The 15,618-nt window shown below is 69.9% G+C and carries 16 protein-coding genes; 8 read left to right on the forward strand and 8 right to left on the reverse strand.

The features are described from left to right. Window positions 1-94: 94 nt before the first annotated feature. The 7 genes from PQI07_RS13225 (at window position 95) to PQI07_RS13255 (ending at window position 8,595) form a co-directional block, all read left to right on the forward strand. Window positions 95-1,591, forward strand: coding sequence for a CoA-acylating methylmalonate-semialdehyde dehydrogenase (locus tag PQI07_RS13225; RefSeq protein ID WP_274926763.1), 1,497 nt, complete (start codon window positions 95-97; stop codon window positions 1,589-1,591). A gap of 196 nt (window positions 1,592-1,787) precedes the next feature. Continuing rightward, complete coding sequence (locus tag PQI07_RS13230) at window positions 1,788-2,933, forward strand: isobutyryl-CoA dehydrogenase (RefSeq protein ID WP_274926764.1); 1,146 nt, start codon at window positions 1,788-1,790, stop codon at window positions 2,931-2,933. Beyond that, window positions 2,930-3,991, forward strand: coding sequence for an enoyl-CoA hydratase/isomerase family protein (locus PQI07_RS13235; protein WP_053609918.1), 1,062 nt, complete (start codon window positions 2,930-2,932; stop codon window positions 3,989-3,991). The genes PQI07_RS13230 and PQI07_RS13235 overlap by 4 nt, the downstream gene beginning before the upstream one ends. Before the next feature lie 182 nt (window positions 3,992-4,173). Next, the gene (gene mmsB / locus PQI07_RS13240) at window positions 4,174-5,067 is read left to right on the forward strand and encodes a 3-hydroxyisobutyrate dehydrogenase (protein ID WP_043347509.1); all 894 of its coding nucleotides are present in this window, start codon (window positions 4,174-4,176) and stop codon (window positions 5,065-5,067) included. After that, on the forward strand, window positions 5,064-5,843 hold the full coding sequence (locus PQI07_RS13245; protein WP_043385729.1) for an enoyl-CoA hydratase: 780 nt from the start codon (window positions 5,064-5,066) through the stop codon (window positions 5,841-5,843). Before mmsB ends, PQI07_RS13245 begins: the two co-directional genes overlap by 4 nt. Before the next feature lie 64 nt (window positions 5,844-5,907). Then, entirely contained in the window at window positions 5,908-7,641 is a 1,734-nt protein-coding gene (locus PQI07_RS13250; protein ID WP_182592807.1) for an AMP-binding protein, read from the forward strand. Window positions 7,642-7,962: 321 nt separating this feature from the next. Continuing rightward, window positions 7,963-8,595, forward strand: coding sequence for a transglutaminase-like cysteine peptidase (locus PQI07_RS13255; protein ID WP_274926765.1), 633 nt, complete (start codon window positions 7,963-7,965; stop codon window positions 8,593-8,595). A gap of 6 nt (window positions 8,596-8,601) precedes the next feature. Here the strand turns inward: PQI07_RS13255 and PQI07_RS13260 are convergent, their stop codons facing one another. Next, a complete protein-coding gene (locus tag PQI07_RS13260; protein ID WP_043358027.1) occupies window positions 8,602-8,859 on the reverse strand; it encodes a hypothetical protein in 258 nt (85 codons plus the stop codon). A 319-nt stretch (window positions 8,860-9,178) separates the two neighbouring features. On the opposite strand from PQI07_RS13260, the gene PQI07_RS13265 reads away from it, so the two are divergent. Next, window positions 9,179-9,886, forward strand: coding sequence for a transglutaminase-like cysteine peptidase (locus PQI07_RS13265; protein ID WP_051976324.1), 708 nt, complete (start codon window positions 9,179-9,181; stop codon window positions 9,884-9,886). A 6-nt stretch (window positions 9,887-9,892) separates the two neighbouring features. On the opposite strand, the gene PQI07_RS13270 is transcribed toward PQI07_RS13265, so the two are convergent. From PQI07_RS13270 to PQI07_RS13300, 7 genes are all read right to left on the reverse strand, one after another. Next, window positions 9,893-10,222 (reverse strand): DUF6949 family protein, encoded by a 330-nt coding sequence (locus tag PQI07_RS13270; protein ID WP_043358025.1) that lies wholly within the window; start codon window positions 10,220-10,222, stop codon window positions 9,893-9,895. Window positions 10,223-10,366: 144 nt separating this feature from the next. Continuing rightward, window positions 10,367-10,582, reverse strand: a complete 216-nt coding sequence (locus tag PQI07_RS13275) for a DUF3126 family protein (protein ID WP_007565940.1) — start codon at window positions 10,580-10,582, stop codon at window positions 10,367-10,369. A 93-nt stretch (window positions 10,583-10,675) separates the two neighbouring features. Further along, on the reverse strand, window positions 10,676-11,527 hold the full coding sequence (gene cysE / locus PQI07_RS13280; protein WP_043388169.1) for a serine O-acetyltransferase: 852 nt from the start codon (window positions 11,525-11,527) through the stop codon (window positions 10,676-10,678). Window positions 11,528-11,754: 227 nt separating this feature from the next. After that, window positions 11,755-12,741, reverse strand: a complete 987-nt coding sequence (locus PQI07_RS13285; protein WP_391526971.1) for a helix-turn-helix transcriptional regulator — start codon at window positions 12,739-12,741, stop codon at window positions 11,755-11,757. 232 nt (window positions 12,742-12,973) lie between these two features. Continuing rightward, window positions 12,974-13,969 (reverse strand): lytic transglycosylase domain-containing protein, encoded by a 996-nt coding sequence (locus tag PQI07_RS13290; protein ID WP_274926766.1) that lies wholly within the window; start codon window positions 13,967-13,969, stop codon window positions 12,974-12,976. A 188-nt stretch (window positions 13,970-14,157) separates the two neighbouring features. Next, window positions 14,158-14,979: a Cof-type HAD-IIB family hydrolase gene (locus tag PQI07_RS13295; RefSeq protein ID WP_274926767.1), complete on the reverse strand. Its 822-nt coding sequence runs from the start codon at window positions 14,977-14,979 to the stop codon at window positions 14,158-14,160. A 4-nt stretch (window positions 14,980-14,983) separates the two neighbouring features. Continuing rightward, window positions 14,984-15,556, reverse strand: coding sequence for a gluconokinase (locus PQI07_RS13300; RefSeq protein ID WP_051044788.1), 573 nt, complete (start codon window positions 15,554-15,556; stop codon window positions 14,984-14,986). Between the last annotated feature and the right edge of the window lie 62 nt (window positions 15,557-15,618).

The raw sequence follows: 15,618 nt of genomic DNA on the forward strand, positions 1-15,618 counted from the left end.
GATGCACGACGGCTGTAAGCGCATCCGGCTTTATCGCTCAAGGGATCCTGTTAGGGTGCATCAAAATCAAACGCATCATCACAGGGAGGCGCGCATGCGCACGATCGGGCACTTCATCGGCGGCCGGGCTGTCGACGGCGAGAGCGGGCGGTTCGCCGACGTGTTCCATCCCTCGACCGGCGAGGTCCAGGCCAAGGTGGCGCTGGCCAGCAAGGCCGAGATGCGCGCCGCCGTCGAGAACGCGGCGGCGGCCCAGCCGGCCTGGGCGGCCACCAACCCGCAGAAGCGCGCCCGGGTGATGATGCGCTTCCTGGAGCTGATCCGCGCCGAGAACGATTCCCTGGCTGAGCTTCTCGCCTCCGAGCACGGCAAGACCGTGCCGGACGCCAAGGGCGACATCCAGCGCGGCGTCGAGGTGGTGGAGTTCGCCTGCGGCATCCCGCACCTGCTCAAGGGCGAGTACACGGAGGGCGCCGGGCCCGGCATCGACGTCTACTCCCTGCGCCAGCCGCTGGGCGTCGTCGCCGGCATCACGCCGTTCAACTTCCCGGCCATGATCCCGCTGTGGAAATGCGCCCCGGCCATCGCCTGCGGCAACGCCTTCATCCTGAAGCCGTCCGAGCGCGACCCGAGCGTGCCGATCCGCATCGCCGAGATCTTCCTGGAGGCGGGCCTGCCGCCCGGCATCCTCAACGTCGTCAACGGCGACAAGGAAGCGGTCGACGCGATTTTGGATGATGAGGACATCAAGGCGGTGGGCTTCGTCGGCTCGTCGCACATCGCCGAGTACATCTACGTGCGCGCCGCCGAGACGGGGAAGCGTGCGCAGTGCTTCGGCGGCGCCAAGAACCACATGATCATCATGCCGGACGCCGACATGGGCCAGGCGGTCGACGCGCTGATCGGCGCCGGCTACGGCTCGGCCGGCGAGCGCTGCATGGCGATCTCGGTGGCGGTGCCGGTGGGCGAGAAGACTGCCGACCGGCTGATGGAGAAGCTGATCCCGCGGGTCGAGTCGCTCAAGATCGGCCCGTCGCATGACGGCTCGGCCGATTACGGCCCGCTGGTCACCGCCGAGGCGGTCCGGAAGGTCGCGGGCTACATCGACCAGGGCGTCTCCGAGGGCGCCGAGCTCGTGGTCGACGGCCGCGGCTTCAAGCTCCAGGGCTACGAGAACGGCTTCTACATGGGCGGCTCGCTGTTCGACCGCGTGACCCCCGACATGACCATCTACAAGGAAGAGATCTTCGGCCCGGTGCTCTCGGTGGTTCGGGCGAAGGATTACGAGGAGGCGCTGGCGCTGCCCTCGACCCACCAGTACGGCAACGGCGTCGCGATCTTCACCCAGGACGGCGACGCGGCCCGGGACTTCACCGCCCGGGTCAATGTCGGCATGGTCGGCGTCAACGTGCCGATCCCGGTCCCGATCGCCTACCACACCTTCGGCGGCTGGAAGCGCTCGGGCTTCGGCGACCTGAACCAGCACGGGCCGGACTCGATCCGCTTCTATACGAAGACCAAGACCGTGACGCAGCGCTGGCCGAGCGGCATCAAGAGCGGGGCGGAATTCTCGATCCCGACGATGCGGTAGGCCGCGACGGTCCAAGGATGGGGCGCGGGTCCCTCTCCCGTGCGGGAGAGGGACAGGGTGAGGGGCGGGGACTCTCCGGAAAGACCTGATCCCTCACTCCAACCCTCTCCCGCACGGGAGAGGGGGCACGTCGCGCATCGTGGCAGCGGATGTGCGAGCCCCGTGCAGTTGGGTGGCGAACGAGAGGAAGTGCCCAATGAGTTTCGGGCTCGACGAGGACCGGATCGCGATCCGCGAGATGGCGCAGGGCTTCGCAGCCGAGCACATCGCCCCCCACGCCCTCGACTGGGACCGCGACAAGACCTTCCCGGTCGAGACGCTGCGGGCGGCCGCCGCCCTCGGCATGGCGGGAATCTACGTCAGCGAGGATCTCGGCGGCTCCGGCCTCTCCCGCTTCGACGCGACCCTGATCTTCGAGGCGCTCAGCACCGGCTGCCCGACCGTGGCGGCGTTCCTGTCGATCCACAACATGTGCGCCTGGATGATCGACGCCTACGGCGACGACGACCAGCGCCGGCGCTGGATCCCATCCCTGATGGGGATGGAGCGGATCGCCAGCTACTGCCTCACCGAGCCGGGCTCGGGCTCCGACGCGGCGGCGCTCCGCACCCGCGCCGAGCGCGACGGCGACCATTACGTCCTCACCGGCGAGAAGCAGTTCATCTCGGGGGCCGGTGCCAGCGACCTCTACGTCTGCATGGTCCGCACCGGCGAGGCCGGCCCTTCGGGCATCTCGGCCATCGTGGTGGAGAAGGGGACGCCCGGCCTCTCCTTCGGCGCCGACGAGCGCAAGATGGGCTGGAACGCCCAGCCGACCCGCGCCGTACGCTTCGACTGCTGCCGCGTGCCGGTGGCCAACCGCCTGGGCGCCGAGGGCCAGGGGTTCCGCATCGCCATGAGCGGCCTCGACGGCGGGCGGCTCAACATCGCCGCCTGCTCCCTCGGGGGCGCCCAGGCGGCCCTCGACAAGGCGCTCGCCTATATGGGCGACCGGCGCGCCTTCGGGGCGAAGCTCACCGATTTCCAGGCCCTGCAGTTCCGGCTTGCCGACATGGCGACCAGCCTGGAGGTCTCGCGCACCTTCCTGCGCCATGCGGCCTCCGCCCTCGACGCCAAGGATCCCGCCGCCACCCAGCTCTGCGCCATGGCCAAGCGCCACGTCACCGACGCGGCCTTCGCGGTGGCGAACGACGCGCTCCAGCTCCACGGCGGCTACGGCTACCTCGCCGAGTACGGGGTGGAGAAGATCGTCCGGGATCTGCGCGTGCACCAGATCCTCGAAGGCACCAACGAGATCATGCGGGTGATCATCGCCCGCGCGCTGACCGGAGACCGCCGATGACCGACGTGATCGTCGAGCGGGTCGGCGCCCTGGGGCGCCTGCGCCTCGACCGCCCGAAGGCCCTGAACGCCCTGACCCACGGCATGGTCGGCACGATCGATCGGGCCCTCGATGAGTTCTCCGCCGATCCCGGCATCGCGGCGGTGCTGCTCACCGGGGAGGGGGAGCGGGGGCTGTGCGCCGGCGGCGACCTGCGCGGCCTCTACGAGAGCGACGGCACGCCCTTCGCCGAATCCTTCTGGCGGGACGAGTACCGCCTCGACGCCCGCATCGCCCAGTACGAGAAGCCCTTCGTGGCGGTGATGGACGGCATCACCATGGGCGGCGGGGTCGGCCTGTCGGGTCATGCCGCCCACCGGATCGTCACCGAGCGCTCGCGCATCGCCATGCCGGAGACCGGGATCGGCTATCTGCCGGATGTCGGCGGCACGTGGCTCCTGCCCCGCGCGCCCGGCGAGCTCGGCACCTATCTCGGCCTGACCGGCGAGCCGGTCGGTGCCGCCGACGCGATCCTGTGCGGGTTGGCCGACGCGATGGTGCCGTCCCGGGCCCTTCCCGATCTCCTCGACGCGCTCTCGGCCCTGGCGCCGGATGCCGGCGACGCGGGCGTGCGGGACCTGATCGGGCGTCTCGCCCGGGAACCGGATCCGGCGCCCCTGGCCGCACACCGGAGCATGATCGACCGCTGCTTCGCCTTCGACATGGTCGACGAGATCCTGGCGGCGCTGGCGGCCGACGGCTCGGATTTCGCGGCGGCGACCCGCGACATCCTGCTGACGAAGTCGCCGTCGAGCCTCGTCCTGACGCTCTGCCTGCTGCGCCTCGGGCGCGGCGCGCCGAGCCTGGAGGCCTGCCTGGAACGCGAGTTCCACGCGTCCCTGGCGGTGCTGGACGAGGGCGATTTCCGCGAGGGCATCCGCGCCGCCGTGATCGACAAGGACAAGACCCCGCGCTGGAACCCGCCGAGCCTCGACGCGGTCGATCCGGCCCGGATCGCCCGCTGGCTGGAGAAGCGGGCGGCGCCGGTCTTTCCAGAATCGCGCACTGGGGCGGTGTGATGAAGCTTCGTCTTCTCCCACTCATCCCCTCATCCTGAGGCGCCGGAGCGCAGCGGAGGCCTCGAAGAAGGGCTCCAGGGATTGCGGCGTGTTCTGGAGCCCTCCTTCGAGGCCCGCTGACGCGGGCACCTCAGGATGAGGGCGAGGGTGGGACAGGCGATAAACAACTCAGGGAGGACGGGATGGCACAGACCATCGGGTTCATCGGTCTCGGCAACATGGGCGGACCCATGGCGGCCAACCTCGTGAAGGCGGGCCATACGGTGCGCGGCTTCGATCTTGTCCCGGCCTCGCTCGAGGCCGCCCGCGCCGAGGGGATTACCGTTGCGGGCTCGGCCCTGGCGGCGGCCGAGGGCGCGGACGTGGTCATCACCATGCTGCCCGCCGGACGGCACGTGGTCGAGGTCTGGACGCAGCTCGCCGCAGCGCTGCCGGCCGGCACGCTGCTGATCGATTCCTCCACCGTCGACGTCGAGAGCGCCCGCAAGGCCCACGCCCTCGCGGAGGCGCAGGGCTGCCTGTCGGTGGACGCGCCGGTCTCCGGCGGGACCGGCGGCGCCAAGGCCGGGACGCTGACTTTCATGGCCGGCGGCGCCGAGGCCGCCTTCGCGAAGGCCGAGCCGCTGCTGAAGGCGATGGGCAAGAACGTGTTCCATTGCGGCGCGGCCGGCGCCGGGCAGGCGGCCAAGATCTGCAACAACATGATCCTCGGCATCTCGATGATCGGCGTCAGCGAGGCCTTCGCGCTCGGCGAGAAGCTCGGCCTGTCGCACCAGGCGCTCTACGACGTGGCCTCGGTTTCGTCGGGCCAGTGCTGGTCGCTGACCACCTACTGTCCGGTTCCGGGCCCGGTGCCGACCTCGCCGGCCAACAACGGCTACAAACCGGGCTTCGCGGCGGCGCTGATGCTCAAGGATCTCCGGCTCGCCCAGGCCGCCGCCCTGGCCTCGGGCGCCGCGACACCCCTCGGCGCAGAGGCCGCGCAGGTCTACGGATTGTTCGAGGGCGCCGGTCACGGGGGAGAGGACTTTTCCGCGATCATCAATATGCTCCGCGGGCAGGGAGGTGAGTCGTGAGCGACGCGTACGAGACGATCCTGACGGAGACGCGCGGGCGCGTCCTTCTGATCACCCTCAACCGGCCGAAGGCGCTGAACGCCATCAACGCACAGCTCACCGGCGAGGTGATCCGGGCGGCCACCGAGGCCGATGCGGATCCGAATATCGGCTGCATCGTCATCACCGGTTCGGCCAAGGCCTTCGCGGCCGGGGCCGACATCAAGGAGATGCAGCACGCCACCTACGCGGAGATGTACGCGGGCGACCGGTTCGCCGACTGGGACCGCTTCATCGCCGTGCGCACGCCGATCATCGCCGCGGTGGCGGGGTACGCGCTGGGCGGTGGCTGCGAGCTCGCCATGATGTGCGACATCATCCTGGCCGCCGACACCGCACAGTTCGGTCAGCCCGAGATCAAGCTCGGGGTGATGCCGGGAATCGGCGGCAGCCAGCGGCTCACCCGCTTCGTCGGCAAGGCCAAGGCCATGGAGATGTGCCTGACCGGCCGGATGATGGATGCCGCCGAGGCGGAGCGTTCGGGCCTCGTCTCGCGGGTGATCGCCGCCGACCGGCTCCTCGACGAGGCCATGACGGCGGCCGCGACCATCGCGGCGATGTCGCTGCCGATCGCCATGATGACCAAGGAGGCGGTCAACCGCGCCTACGAGACCACGCTGACCGAGGGCATCCGCTTCGAGCGGCGGGTCTTCCATGCCATGTTCGCCACCAAGGACCAGAAGGAGGGCATGGCCGCCTTCGTGGAGAAGCGGCCGCCTCGGTTCGAGAATACCTGAGCGCAGCCCGCCCCGGCCGATGGGGTCGGGGCGCCAAGACCACAAGACGGGGAGGGGAACGACCATGCCGAGCTTCCGGGAGGCCCGCGACCTTCTGCTGGCCCATCGCACCGATTATGGCGCTGCCGTCTCGGCTTTCGCGTGGCCGGATCCGGTGCCGTTCAACTGGGCGCTCGACTGGTTCGACGCCGTCCTCGCCGGTCCCGAGAGCCGCGACCGGGCCGCCCTGCGGATCGTCGAGGCCGGCAGCGGGGCCGAGCAGAGCCTCACCTTCGGGGAGATCGCCCGCCGCTCCAACCAGGTGGCCAACCACCTGCGGCAGCTCGGCCTGAAGCGCGGCGACCACCTGCTCCTGCTGCTGGGCAACGTGCCGGCCCTGTGGGAGACCATGCTGGCGGCGATGAAGCTCGGCGCCGTTGTCATCCCGGCGACCACGCTGCTCACCGCCGACGAACTGGCCGACCGCCTCGCCCGCGGGCGCCCGCGGGCGATCGTGGCCGGGCCGGAGCAGATCGCGCGGTTCGCCGGCCTCGACACGGGCGGCGCCATCCGCCTCGTCACCGGGGCTGCGACGGAGGGCTGGGCGGCCTACGACGACGCGTTCGGAGCCCCGGAGACCTTCGCGCCGGACGGGCCAACCGGGGCCGACGACCCGATGCTCCTCTACTTCACCTCCGGCACGACAGCGAAGCCGAAGCTGGTGCGTCACAGCCACCGTTCCTACCCGGTGGGAGCGCTCTCGACGATGTACTGGCTCGGGCTCCAGCCCGGCGACGTGCATTGCAACGTCTCCTCGCCGGGCTGGGCGAAGCACGCCTGGTCCTCGTTCTTCGCGCCCTGGAATGCCGGCGCGACGATCCTGGTGATCAATCAAGCGCCGTTCAACGCCGCCGCCCTGCTGGCGCAGCTGGAACGCACCGGTGCCACCACGCTGTGCGCGCCGCCGACCGTGTGGCGGATGATCATCCAGGAGGATCTGACCGGGAAGCGGCTCGCCCTGCGCGAGGTCTGCGCGGCGGGCGAGCCCCTGAATCCCGAAGTGATCGAGCGGGTGAAGAGCGCCTGGGGCCTCACGATCCGCGACGGCTACGGCCAGACCGAGACCACGGCGCTCATGGCCAACACCCCGGGACAGCCGGTGGTGCCGGGCGCCCTGGGTCGGCCCCTGCCGGGCTACCGGGTGCGCGTCCTCGACCTCGACGGACATCCGGCCTCAGAGGGCGAGGTCTGCCTGGAACTCGGCGCGTACCGGCCCGCGGGCCTGATGCAGGGTTACGACGACGGCCAGGGCCATCTGTCGGGAGCCGACGGCGATCTCTACCATACCGGCGATGTCGCCTTCGTGGACGATCAGGGCTGTTACACCTTCGTGGGACGTGCCGACGACGTGTTCAAGTCGTCGGGCTACCGGATCAGCCCCTTCGAACTCGAGAGCGTGCTGATCGAGCATCCGGCCGTGGCCGAGGCGGCGGTGGTGCCGGTGCCCGATCCGATGCGCCACACCATCCCGAAGGCCTACGTGTCCCTGGTGGCGGGGTCCACGCCTGGGCCGGAGACGGCGCTCGACATCTTCCGCTTCACCAATGCCCGGCTCGCGACGTTCAAGCGCCTGCGCGGCCTCGAATTCGTCACCGACCTGCCCAAGACGATCTCGGGCAAGATCCGGCGGGTGCAACTGCGCCGCCTGGAGCACGAGGGCATCACCGAGGATCCGCACCGGGGCCGGGCCTACACGCAGGCGGACTTCCCGGAACTGAAGGGTGAGGCGGAGCGCAAGCTCGACCAGACCGCGGGCTGACCGCGTCCACGCCGTCGTCGCACGCCAGCGAAGCGATCCGGGGCAGCGCGACGCCGGCCGATGGGGCGCCAGGGGATTGCCGGGCTCCGCTCGCACGACGATGGCGCCCCGCCAAGACTTCATGTTGGCGGGTGACAAACCCTCAAGGTTTCCGTTTCCCCAATCCGAAGCCCGCGATTTACAAGGCTTCTCAAGTCTCCCGTCGACGCTGCCGCATGTCAGCCGGCCCGCGCCGGCCGATCGATAAAATTGCGCGCATCCGCTTCAGCGGCGCGGAGGCTCTGCGGCGCAATCCTGTTCTCAACAACGGGGACGGGTTCGATGGGCGCGGGGCTTCTCAAGACGGTTCGGGGGATGCTGGTCGGAGCAGCGACGCTGCTCGGCCTCGCCGCCACGGCCCAGGCGCAGACGCTTGCGAGCCTGCCGACGGAAGACAATGCCCGGGTGCTGGGCGACGCCAAGCCGATCGCGGCCTGGGTGACCTTCTGCCAGACCTACGCGGCCGAATGCGCGCTCGACCGGGGCGAACCGGCCCGGATCAGCCTGACGCCCGCGACCTGGGCGACGATCGTGTCGGTGAACCGGCGGGTCAACAAGGCGGTCGAGCCGATGACCGATCAGGACCACCTGCACGTGGCCGACCGGTGGGATCTGGCCGAGGACGGCATCGGCGACTGCGAGGACTTCCAGCTGCTCAAGCGCCATCTGCTGGCCCAGGCCGGCCTGCCGCGGCGGGCGATGCGCATGACCGTGGTGATCGACGAGAAGGGCGAGGGCCACGCGGTGCTCACCCTGATCACCGACCGGGGCGACCTGGTGCTCGACAACAAGACCAACGCGATCCTGCCCTGGCACAAGACCGGCTACGTGTTCATCAAGCGCGAGAGCCAGGACGCCGTCGCCTGGGTCTCGCTCGGCGGCGTCACCTCCCCGGTCACCACCGCCAACCGCTGATCCGTCTCAGGCCGCCCGGCTCAGCGACGGCTGGGCAAGGCTCGCCACATAGGCCTCGACCCGGCCGATGAAGGCAGCGAGATGGGGGGCGACGCCGCGAAGGCTGGCGAGATCCCGCACCAGGATGTCCCGCGACAGCGCCCTGTCGCCCTCGCTCGGCGCATCGGCGAGATAGGAATCCACCGCGTGCTCCGCGATATTGATCGCGCCGGCCCGACCATCCTCGGCGAGCGCTCTGATCACCTGCTGGATGGCGGGCTGCATTGCGGGTCCTTTCCTGAGGCGCAGTCCCGTCCGCGACGGGCTGGCTGGCTTCTTGCAATTCGATCGGGCCCGCCGCGAATCCTGCGCGTGAGCAGCCCTGAGAAGCCGGCAAAACTGACCTGAATCAAGACCCTCGGAGGGGGCGCAGAGCGGCTATTCGCTCCGTGCATGTGTTTCGGGTCAGCTCTGCGGATGAAAACATCTCTTAAATCGGAACCGATAGGGCTCGACGCGCGTTATCCATCTCGCCCTGACCCATTGTGCGTCGCACGTGGTCGTGTCACCCTTCCGTCATCATCGGGCGGCGGGGGCTTGGGCCATGCGGCACGCGGATGGCGGAATCTCGTGTCAGGTGTTCGGCGCCCTGCAATGGCGGGGCTGGGCTCATGCGGTGCGCCGGGCGCGCCAAGCCGCGAGCTTCGCGCTGGTGGGCGCGATCCTCACGATGGGCGGCGCGACGACCCATGCCCATGCCCGGCTCGTTCTTCCGGATCAGGTGACCGCCGTCGAACAGGCTGGGTCGGTGCGCGCCATCGCGGGCTGGACGGATTTCTGCGCGCGGACGCCCCAGGAATGCGTGGTCGACATTGCCGAGCCCAACGCGATCCCGCTCACCATGGCGGTGTGGCGGACCCTGCAGAGCGTCAACCGTCGGGTGAACGCCCGCATCAAGCCCATCACCGATCAGGCCCATTGGGGCGTCGTGGATCGCTGGGATTTTCCCGATGACGGCTTCGGTGACTGCGAGGATTATCAGTTGCTGAAACGGCGGATGCTGGTGGAGCGCGGCCTGCCGCGGCGTGCCCTGCTGATGACCGTGGTCATCGATGAGACCAACGAAGGCCACGCGGTGCTCACGGTTCGCACCGATCGCGGCGACTTCATTCTCGACAACAAGACCGACGCGATCCGCTCCTGGCGGCGTACCGGCTACAGCTTCATCAAGCAGGCCGGACAGGACGGGCCGGCCTGGGTCTCCCTCGAGGGCAAGGACGGCACCGCACAGGTGGCCACCGCCGAGCCCTGAATCTGGTCAGACGCCGACCAGCATCGCGGCGAGGTCAAGGGCGACCCGGCCCGAGAGCAGGCTCCAGCCGCACGCGACGATGGTCGCCAGCATCACGAACGGCATCGGCCGGCCCTCGATCCGCCGGCCGCGCACCGTGTTGCGCAGGATGATGAACGGCGCCGAAAAGGCCAGCATCGGCAGGGCGGCCACTGCCGGGAGGCCGCCCCGCTCCAGCAGGCTGAAGCTCGCCCGCCGTGCTGCGAACAGCTCGAAGGCGCTGGCGATCAAGCCGGACAGTGCCAGTCCGATGCACAGGGTCCGGATCGACTCGATGGCGGCGGGCGTGAGGACCATTATTCGCGCTCCTGATACAGGTTGCGCGCACTGTACTCATGCCGTTTACCGCTTGTTAAGCACGAGTCTTGGGTAGCGTTAATCCGTGCACAGGTGTGGGCCGGCGCAGCCCCACCGGGGATGCGGGGTCAGCCGCGTCGTCGGCTAGGCCTCTTCCTCGAGATCGATGTCGAGGATTGCCATCCGGAAGACGAAGGAATCGTCGCCATCCTCCTTGTCGTCGGCGATCACGCCGATCGATTCCTCGCCGATGAATACCTCGGCGGAGTCGCCGGTCTTCATCGCCGTGAGGCGGATGTTGTTGTTCGCGAACTTGCGGCGCAGATAGTCCTGAAGCTTCGCGGTCTCGGCTTTGGTCACGCTGATCGATCTCCCCTGGCGGCGCTGGCGCCGCGGATGGGCCGAGGGCTTGCCACGCCTCGGGCGGAGCGGCAAGCGCGACGGCGTTGCGGTTCAGATCCCGTCGCCCAAGTGGATGAACTGGTCCAAGGCGACGAACTGGTCCATCGCCCGGGCGGGATCGTCGCAGCCTGCGGTGCCGACCACCCGCGCCGGCACGCCGACCACCGTGGTGTTGGGCGGTACCGGTCGCAGCACGACCGAGCCGGCCGCCACCCGGGCGCAGGCGCCGACCTCGATATTGCCCAGGATCTTGGCGCCGGCGCCGATCATCACGCCGCGGCGGATCTTGGGGTGGCGGTCGCCGCGCTGCTTGCCGGTGCCGCCCAGCGTCACGGCGTGGAGGATCGACACGTCGTCCTCGATCACCGCGGTCGAGCCGACCACAAGCCCCGTGGCGTGGTCGAGGAAGACGCCCCGCCCGATCCGCGCCGCCGGATGGATGTCGCACTGGAACACCTCCGAGACCCGGCTCTGGAGGTAGAGAGCGAGGTCGCGCCGGCCGCGGTTCCAGACATGATGGGCGAGGCGGTAAGCCTGGAGCGCGTGGAACCCCTTGAAGTAGAGGACCGGTTCCAGCGCCCGGAGTGTCGCCGGATCCCGGTCGATCACCGCGCCGATATCGGCGCGGAAGGCCTGCCCGATGTCCGGATCCACCGTGATCGCCTCATGGAAGGCGTGGGCGACGAGTTCCGCCGGCAGCGACGGATGCCCCAGCCGGGCGGCGACCCGGTGGGAGACCGCGCCCTCCAGCGTGGTGTGGTTCAGGATCGTCGCCACGATGAAGGAGGCGAGCTGCGGCTCGGTGCGCAGGACATCCTCCGCCTCGGCGCGCAGCCGCGACCAGACCGGGTCGAGGTGCGTGAGGTCGTGCGACTGGTGCGTGAAGGCAGGACTGGCGCTCATAGGCGGATGCTCATGTCCGGAACTTCGGATTCGCTGTCGGTCATGCCTGCGGCGGCGGACCCGTCGCCCGATCGAGCGGAAGGGGGCGCTGTCCGGGGCGGAAACGGGCCGGGCCATCGCTGGGCCGCGTGTTCGGACCTAGCGTGGTGCGCTGCACCGCCGCGATCAAGGGCCGGCGCGACCCGAAAGCCGCATTGGCCGCATGGCTGTCAGCGAACGAGCGACGGTCAGTCCGCCAGCGGCGCAGCTTGGCCGAACCGCGCCTCGATGGCTGCCGTCAGGCGGTCCAGCATCGTCTGGACCGGGATGTTGGAGGTGTCCACCGTGGCGGGTGCCCGGGCGTAGAGCGGCTCGCGGCTCGCCAGGACGGCCCGCAGCTCCTGCATCGCAGAGGCATGGTCGCCCGTCGTGGCGAGGTGCCCCTGTTCGCGGACCCGGCTCATGTGCTCCTCCGGCCGCGCGCGCAGCCAGATCGTGTAGAAGGCTTGCAGCAGAAGGTCGTAGGTCAACGGCTCCGCAACGATCCCGCCGCTCGTGGCCAGAATCAGAGGCCCGGGATGCTCGGTGAGGCGACGCAGGGCCGCCTGCTCCAGCCGGCGGTAGCCCTCCTGGCCGTAGATCGCGAAGATCTCCTGGACCGAGAGGGCGTTCTCCCGTTCGATCTCGGCATTGAGTTCCACGAAGGTCCAGCCCAGGCGCTCGGCCGCGAGCTTGCCAAGGGTCGATTTGCCGGCGCCGCGCAGGCCGATCAGCGCTACCCGCGGGCGGTTGCTCGATTCCGGTCGGCTACCGCCGGACAGGGCGTCCTTGGCGGCGGCGATCTGGGCCGGGCTGGCCTGGGCGAGCAGGTCGCGCACCACCGGCCAATCGGGCAGCCCGTCATTGCCGGTGATCAGGTCGTCCAGTCGCACGCCCATGGCGTTGGCCACCCGCCGGAGCAGGATGATGGAGACGTTGCCCTGGCCGCCTTCCAGCTGCGCGATGTAGCGCTCGGACAGGCCGGAGGTCTGTGACAGAACCTTGCGCGACAGGCCGCGCACGGTGCGCGCGTGCCTGACGCGTCGCCCGAGGTCTGTGAGAAAAAGTGATTCCTGTTCCACCACGCCGCTCATGGCGCCGTTCGCTTTCCTGCCAGCTTGAGAGCAGGGTCGGTGCCCTGCATGCCTGCCGCTTCGAGATCGATCGCGCCCTACCGTACCGTCGGGCGATAGAATGCCCGACCTCGCGCGCCTGAACCGGCGTTCCTGCCCTGAGATCCGTCGCGCGCCATGCGCGCACGGCCGCTGTTTTGCGGCTTCGGTCCGTGCCGATCCAACCACGTTGCTGGCGTGGCGCCTATGTGTTGCGGAACGGTGCGATGGTCAAGCCTTGGGCATGATCCTTGTGTGGGCAGAGGGCCGATCCGCACCGGGTTCCCCGACGCGCGGCCGCTCCGGAATGGCGGAGCTACTCGACCGGGAGAGCGGTGGCCTCGCGCACGGGAGCCGCGGCCGGGGCGCGGCGCGGCGCGGCGGCGGCGAGCATCTGCAGGGACGGGCGACGCGGCGGCAGCGGCACCTCGATCGCTTCGACCGCCGCCTCGTTGGCCGATGCCGAAGCGGCGGCCGGGGACATCGGAGCGGATGCCGCCGCGGCCTGTGGCGAGAGCCGGAGTTCCGCGATCTGCGCCGGCGCGGCCTGCGTCGCCGCCAGGGCGCTCCCGAGACCCGCGGGTCGACGCGGCGGCAGCGGCACCTCCACGGACGGAACCGCCGCCGCCTGCGCGGCGGCCGGGGTCGCCGCAGAATTCGTGGCTGAAGCCGCGGCGGGATCTAGGGACAGGCTGGCGAGCTCGATCGTGGTGCCGGCCAGGGCGGCCGGCCGACGCGGCGGCAGCGGCACCTCGACGGCCTCGGTCGGGACCTCCGCCACTGCGGCCGCGGTGGGCGCGTAGGCCAGGGCTGAGGCCGCCGCGGTGTTCCGGGTCTCGGCGGCGCCGCCGCTGAACAGGCTCGCCAGGGCGCTGGCCGAGGCCGCGACGGGCGCCACCACCGCGGCGACTTCCGTGGAAATGCCCTGGCGCTTGGCTGCGTAGTAGTAGCCGCGGTTATAGTATTGATACGCTTGGCCGAGATTGCCCTTGGCGGTCCGATAGGCGCCGGCAAGATAGGCTACGCCGTAGCGAAGGTTGGTTTCGGGATCGTACAGGCCGGCCGCATCGCCGGTGTAGCCGAGGCTGCGGGCAGTCGCGTGCTTGATCTGCATCAGGCCGAGGGCGCTGCCGCCCTTGGCCCGCGGATTGTAGTTGCTCTCGCGCTTGACGACGGCGTGAACGAAGCTTGCCGGCACGCCGTTCGCCTTGGCCTGCTGCTCGATCAACGCGTCGATATTGTCGTGCGCGCTCTGCCCGAAGGCGGCTGCGGGCACGACCGCGAGGACGGCGGCCAGGATGAGGCGATGCATTCCGAGACCCGGTGCTGCTTGTTCTGTGGTCAAGCTAGGTCACGGGGAAATGAGGCCGGAAAGCGGCCCCGGTTCGGCAGCCTGTGGGCGGCCGGGGTGTCGGGAGCGTTTGTGATCCGCGGGCCACAGCGACGCGTCACGCGGCGGCGCGGCGATCCAAAGGGATGCCCGGGGCGGCGGCCGGGCGGTCAGGGAAGGAGGAAGCGCTCGACCGCATGGGCGAAGCCGTCCGCGTCGTTGCTGTCGGTGACCGCGCGCGCAGCCGCCTTCACCGCCGCTTCGGCATTGCCCATCGCCACGGAGAATCCGCTGTGCGCGAACATCGGACGGTCGTTGCCGGCGTCGCCGAAGGTGGCGATCCGCTCCGGCGGGATGGCGAGATGCGCGCTCATCCAGGTGACGAATCGCCCCTTGTCGAGATGGGGTGGCGTCACGTCGAGGTAGTATTTCTGCGAACGGTGGATGGTGGCTTGACCGGCCAGGGCCGAACCGATCCGGGCTTCGCAGGCTGCCAGATGGGCGTGGTCGCGGCTGACGCCGACGATCTTGGCTGCGCTCCCCATGAGTGGGCCGAGATCGGCGACGACGCGGGGCTCCGCGCCGATCGTGCGGCGTTCGAGGTCGGTATAGGGACCCTCCGGGTCGTGCAGCCACCACGCCCCCTCGGCGAAGACCCAGACGTCCAGTCCCTCGGCCAACAGCCGGTCGAGGGCCGACCGGGCCGCCGCCTCGGGGATGGTTCGTTCCTCGATGGTCGAGAGGTCCGGCCGCACGACGCTCGCGCCGTTGAACGCCCCCATCGGCAGGTCGAGCTCGAGTTCGGCGACCAGATTCCGCAGCCCGATCGGCGGCCGGGCCGAGGCGATGCTGAAGCCGATGCCGGCCGCTCTCAGCCGCCGGACGGCCGTGACCGTCGCCTCGGTCAGGCGCTTGTCGCCGGTCACCAGGGTTCCATCGACGTCCGAGATCACCAGGGCGATGCCCGAAGCCTTGCCGGATCCTGCAATCATCCGCTCACTTCCCAACGGTATCCCGGCGCATTTCGGCCGCGAGTTCCGCGACCACCCGGTCGGCAATGGCCTCGGGCGATTCGCGGATGCCGACCGTGATCGGGTGTTCATCGGCCCCCGGAATCTCCAGGGCCGCGAACTGGCTGTCCAAGAGACGCGGCGGCATGAAATGGCCCTGCCGCTCGGCGAGGCGCTGCGCGATCAGGGTCCGGTCGCCGTCCAGATAGACGAGGCGAACCCGCTGGCTCCCGCGGGTGAGAACGTCCCGGTACGCGCGGCGGAGGGCCGAACAGGCCACCACGCCCGACTCGCCAGCGTCGAGGCGCTGCTGGATCCAAGTCGCAATCCGGGCCAGCCAGGGCGCGCGATCCGCATCGTCGAGGGCGAGGCCCGCATGCATCTTCGCCACGTGCTCCGGCGTGTGAAAGCTGTCGCCGTCCACGAAGATCCAGCCAAGCGTCTCGGCGATCAGCGCCGCCACGGTGCTCTTCCCGGAACCCGAGACGCCCATGACAACGAGCACCTGACCGGCGGCGGCCGTTCCGGCATCCGGCGCCGGCTCCGATTGGGACGTCATCCGGACCACCCTGGCTCCGAGGCGCGTCGGGGCGCTGCCCTTCACATCAATAGGAGCGGGTT

It is taken from the genome of Methylobacterium sp. 092160098-2 (assembly GCF_028920805.1).
Taxonomy (GTDB): Bacteria; Pseudomonadota; Alphaproteobacteria; order Rhizobiales; family Beijerinckiaceae; genus Methylobacterium; species Methylobacterium fujisawaense.

Excerpts from the sequence above, each read along its gene's own strand:
- PQI07_RS13225 (WP_274926763.1), top strand. The coding sequence starts at position 95 with ATGCGCACGATCGGGCACTTCATCGGCGGCCGGGCTGTCGACGGCGAG.
- PQI07_RS13230 (WP_274926764.1), top strand. The coding sequence starts at position 1,788 with ATGAGTTTCGGGCTCGACGAGGACCGGATCGCGATCCGCGAGATGGCG.
- PQI07_RS13235 (WP_053609918.1), top strand. The coding sequence starts at position 2,930 with ATGACCGACGTGATCGTCGAGCGGGTCGGCGCCCTGGGGCGCCTGCGC.
- mmsB (WP_043347509.1), top strand. The coding sequence starts at position 4,174 with ATGGCACAGACCATCGGGTTCATCGGTCTCGGCAACATGGGCGGACCC.
- PQI07_RS13250 (WP_182592807.1), top strand. The coding sequence starts at position 5,908 with ATGCCGAGCTTCCGGGAGGCCCGCGACCTTCTGCTGGCCCATCGCACC.
- PQI07_RS13255 (WP_274926765.1), top strand. The coding sequence starts at position 7,963 with ATGGGCGCGGGGCTTCTCAAGACGGTTCGGGGGATGCTGGTCGGAGCA.
- PQI07_RS13260 (WP_043358027.1), bottom strand. The coding sequence starts at position 8,859 with ATGCAGCCCGCCATCCAGCAGGTGATCAGAGCGCTCGCCGAGGATGGT.
- PQI07_RS13265 (WP_051976324.1), top strand. The coding sequence starts at position 9,179 with ATGCGGCACGCGGATGGCGGAATCTCGTGTCAGGTGTTCGGCGCCCTG.
- PQI07_RS13270 (WP_043358025.1), bottom strand. The coding sequence starts at position 10,222 with ATGGTCCTCACGCCCGCCGCCATCGAGTCGATCCGGACCCTGTGCATC.
- cysE (WP_043388169.1), bottom strand. The coding sequence starts at position 11,527 with ATGAGCGCCAGTCCTGCCTTCACGCACCAGTCGCACGACCTCACGCAC.
- PQI07_RS13290 (WP_274926766.1), bottom strand. The coding sequence starts at position 13,969 with ATGCATCGCCTCATCCTGGCCGCCGTCCTCGCGGTCGTGCCCGCAGCC.
- PQI07_RS13295 (WP_274926767.1), bottom strand. The coding sequence starts at position 14,979 with ATGATTGCAGGATCCGGCAAGGCTTCGGGCATCGCCCTGGTGATCTCG.
- PQI07_RS13300 (WP_051044788.1), bottom strand. The coding sequence starts at position 15,556 with ATGACGTCCCAATCGGAGCCGGCGCCGGATGCCGGAACGGCCGCCGCC.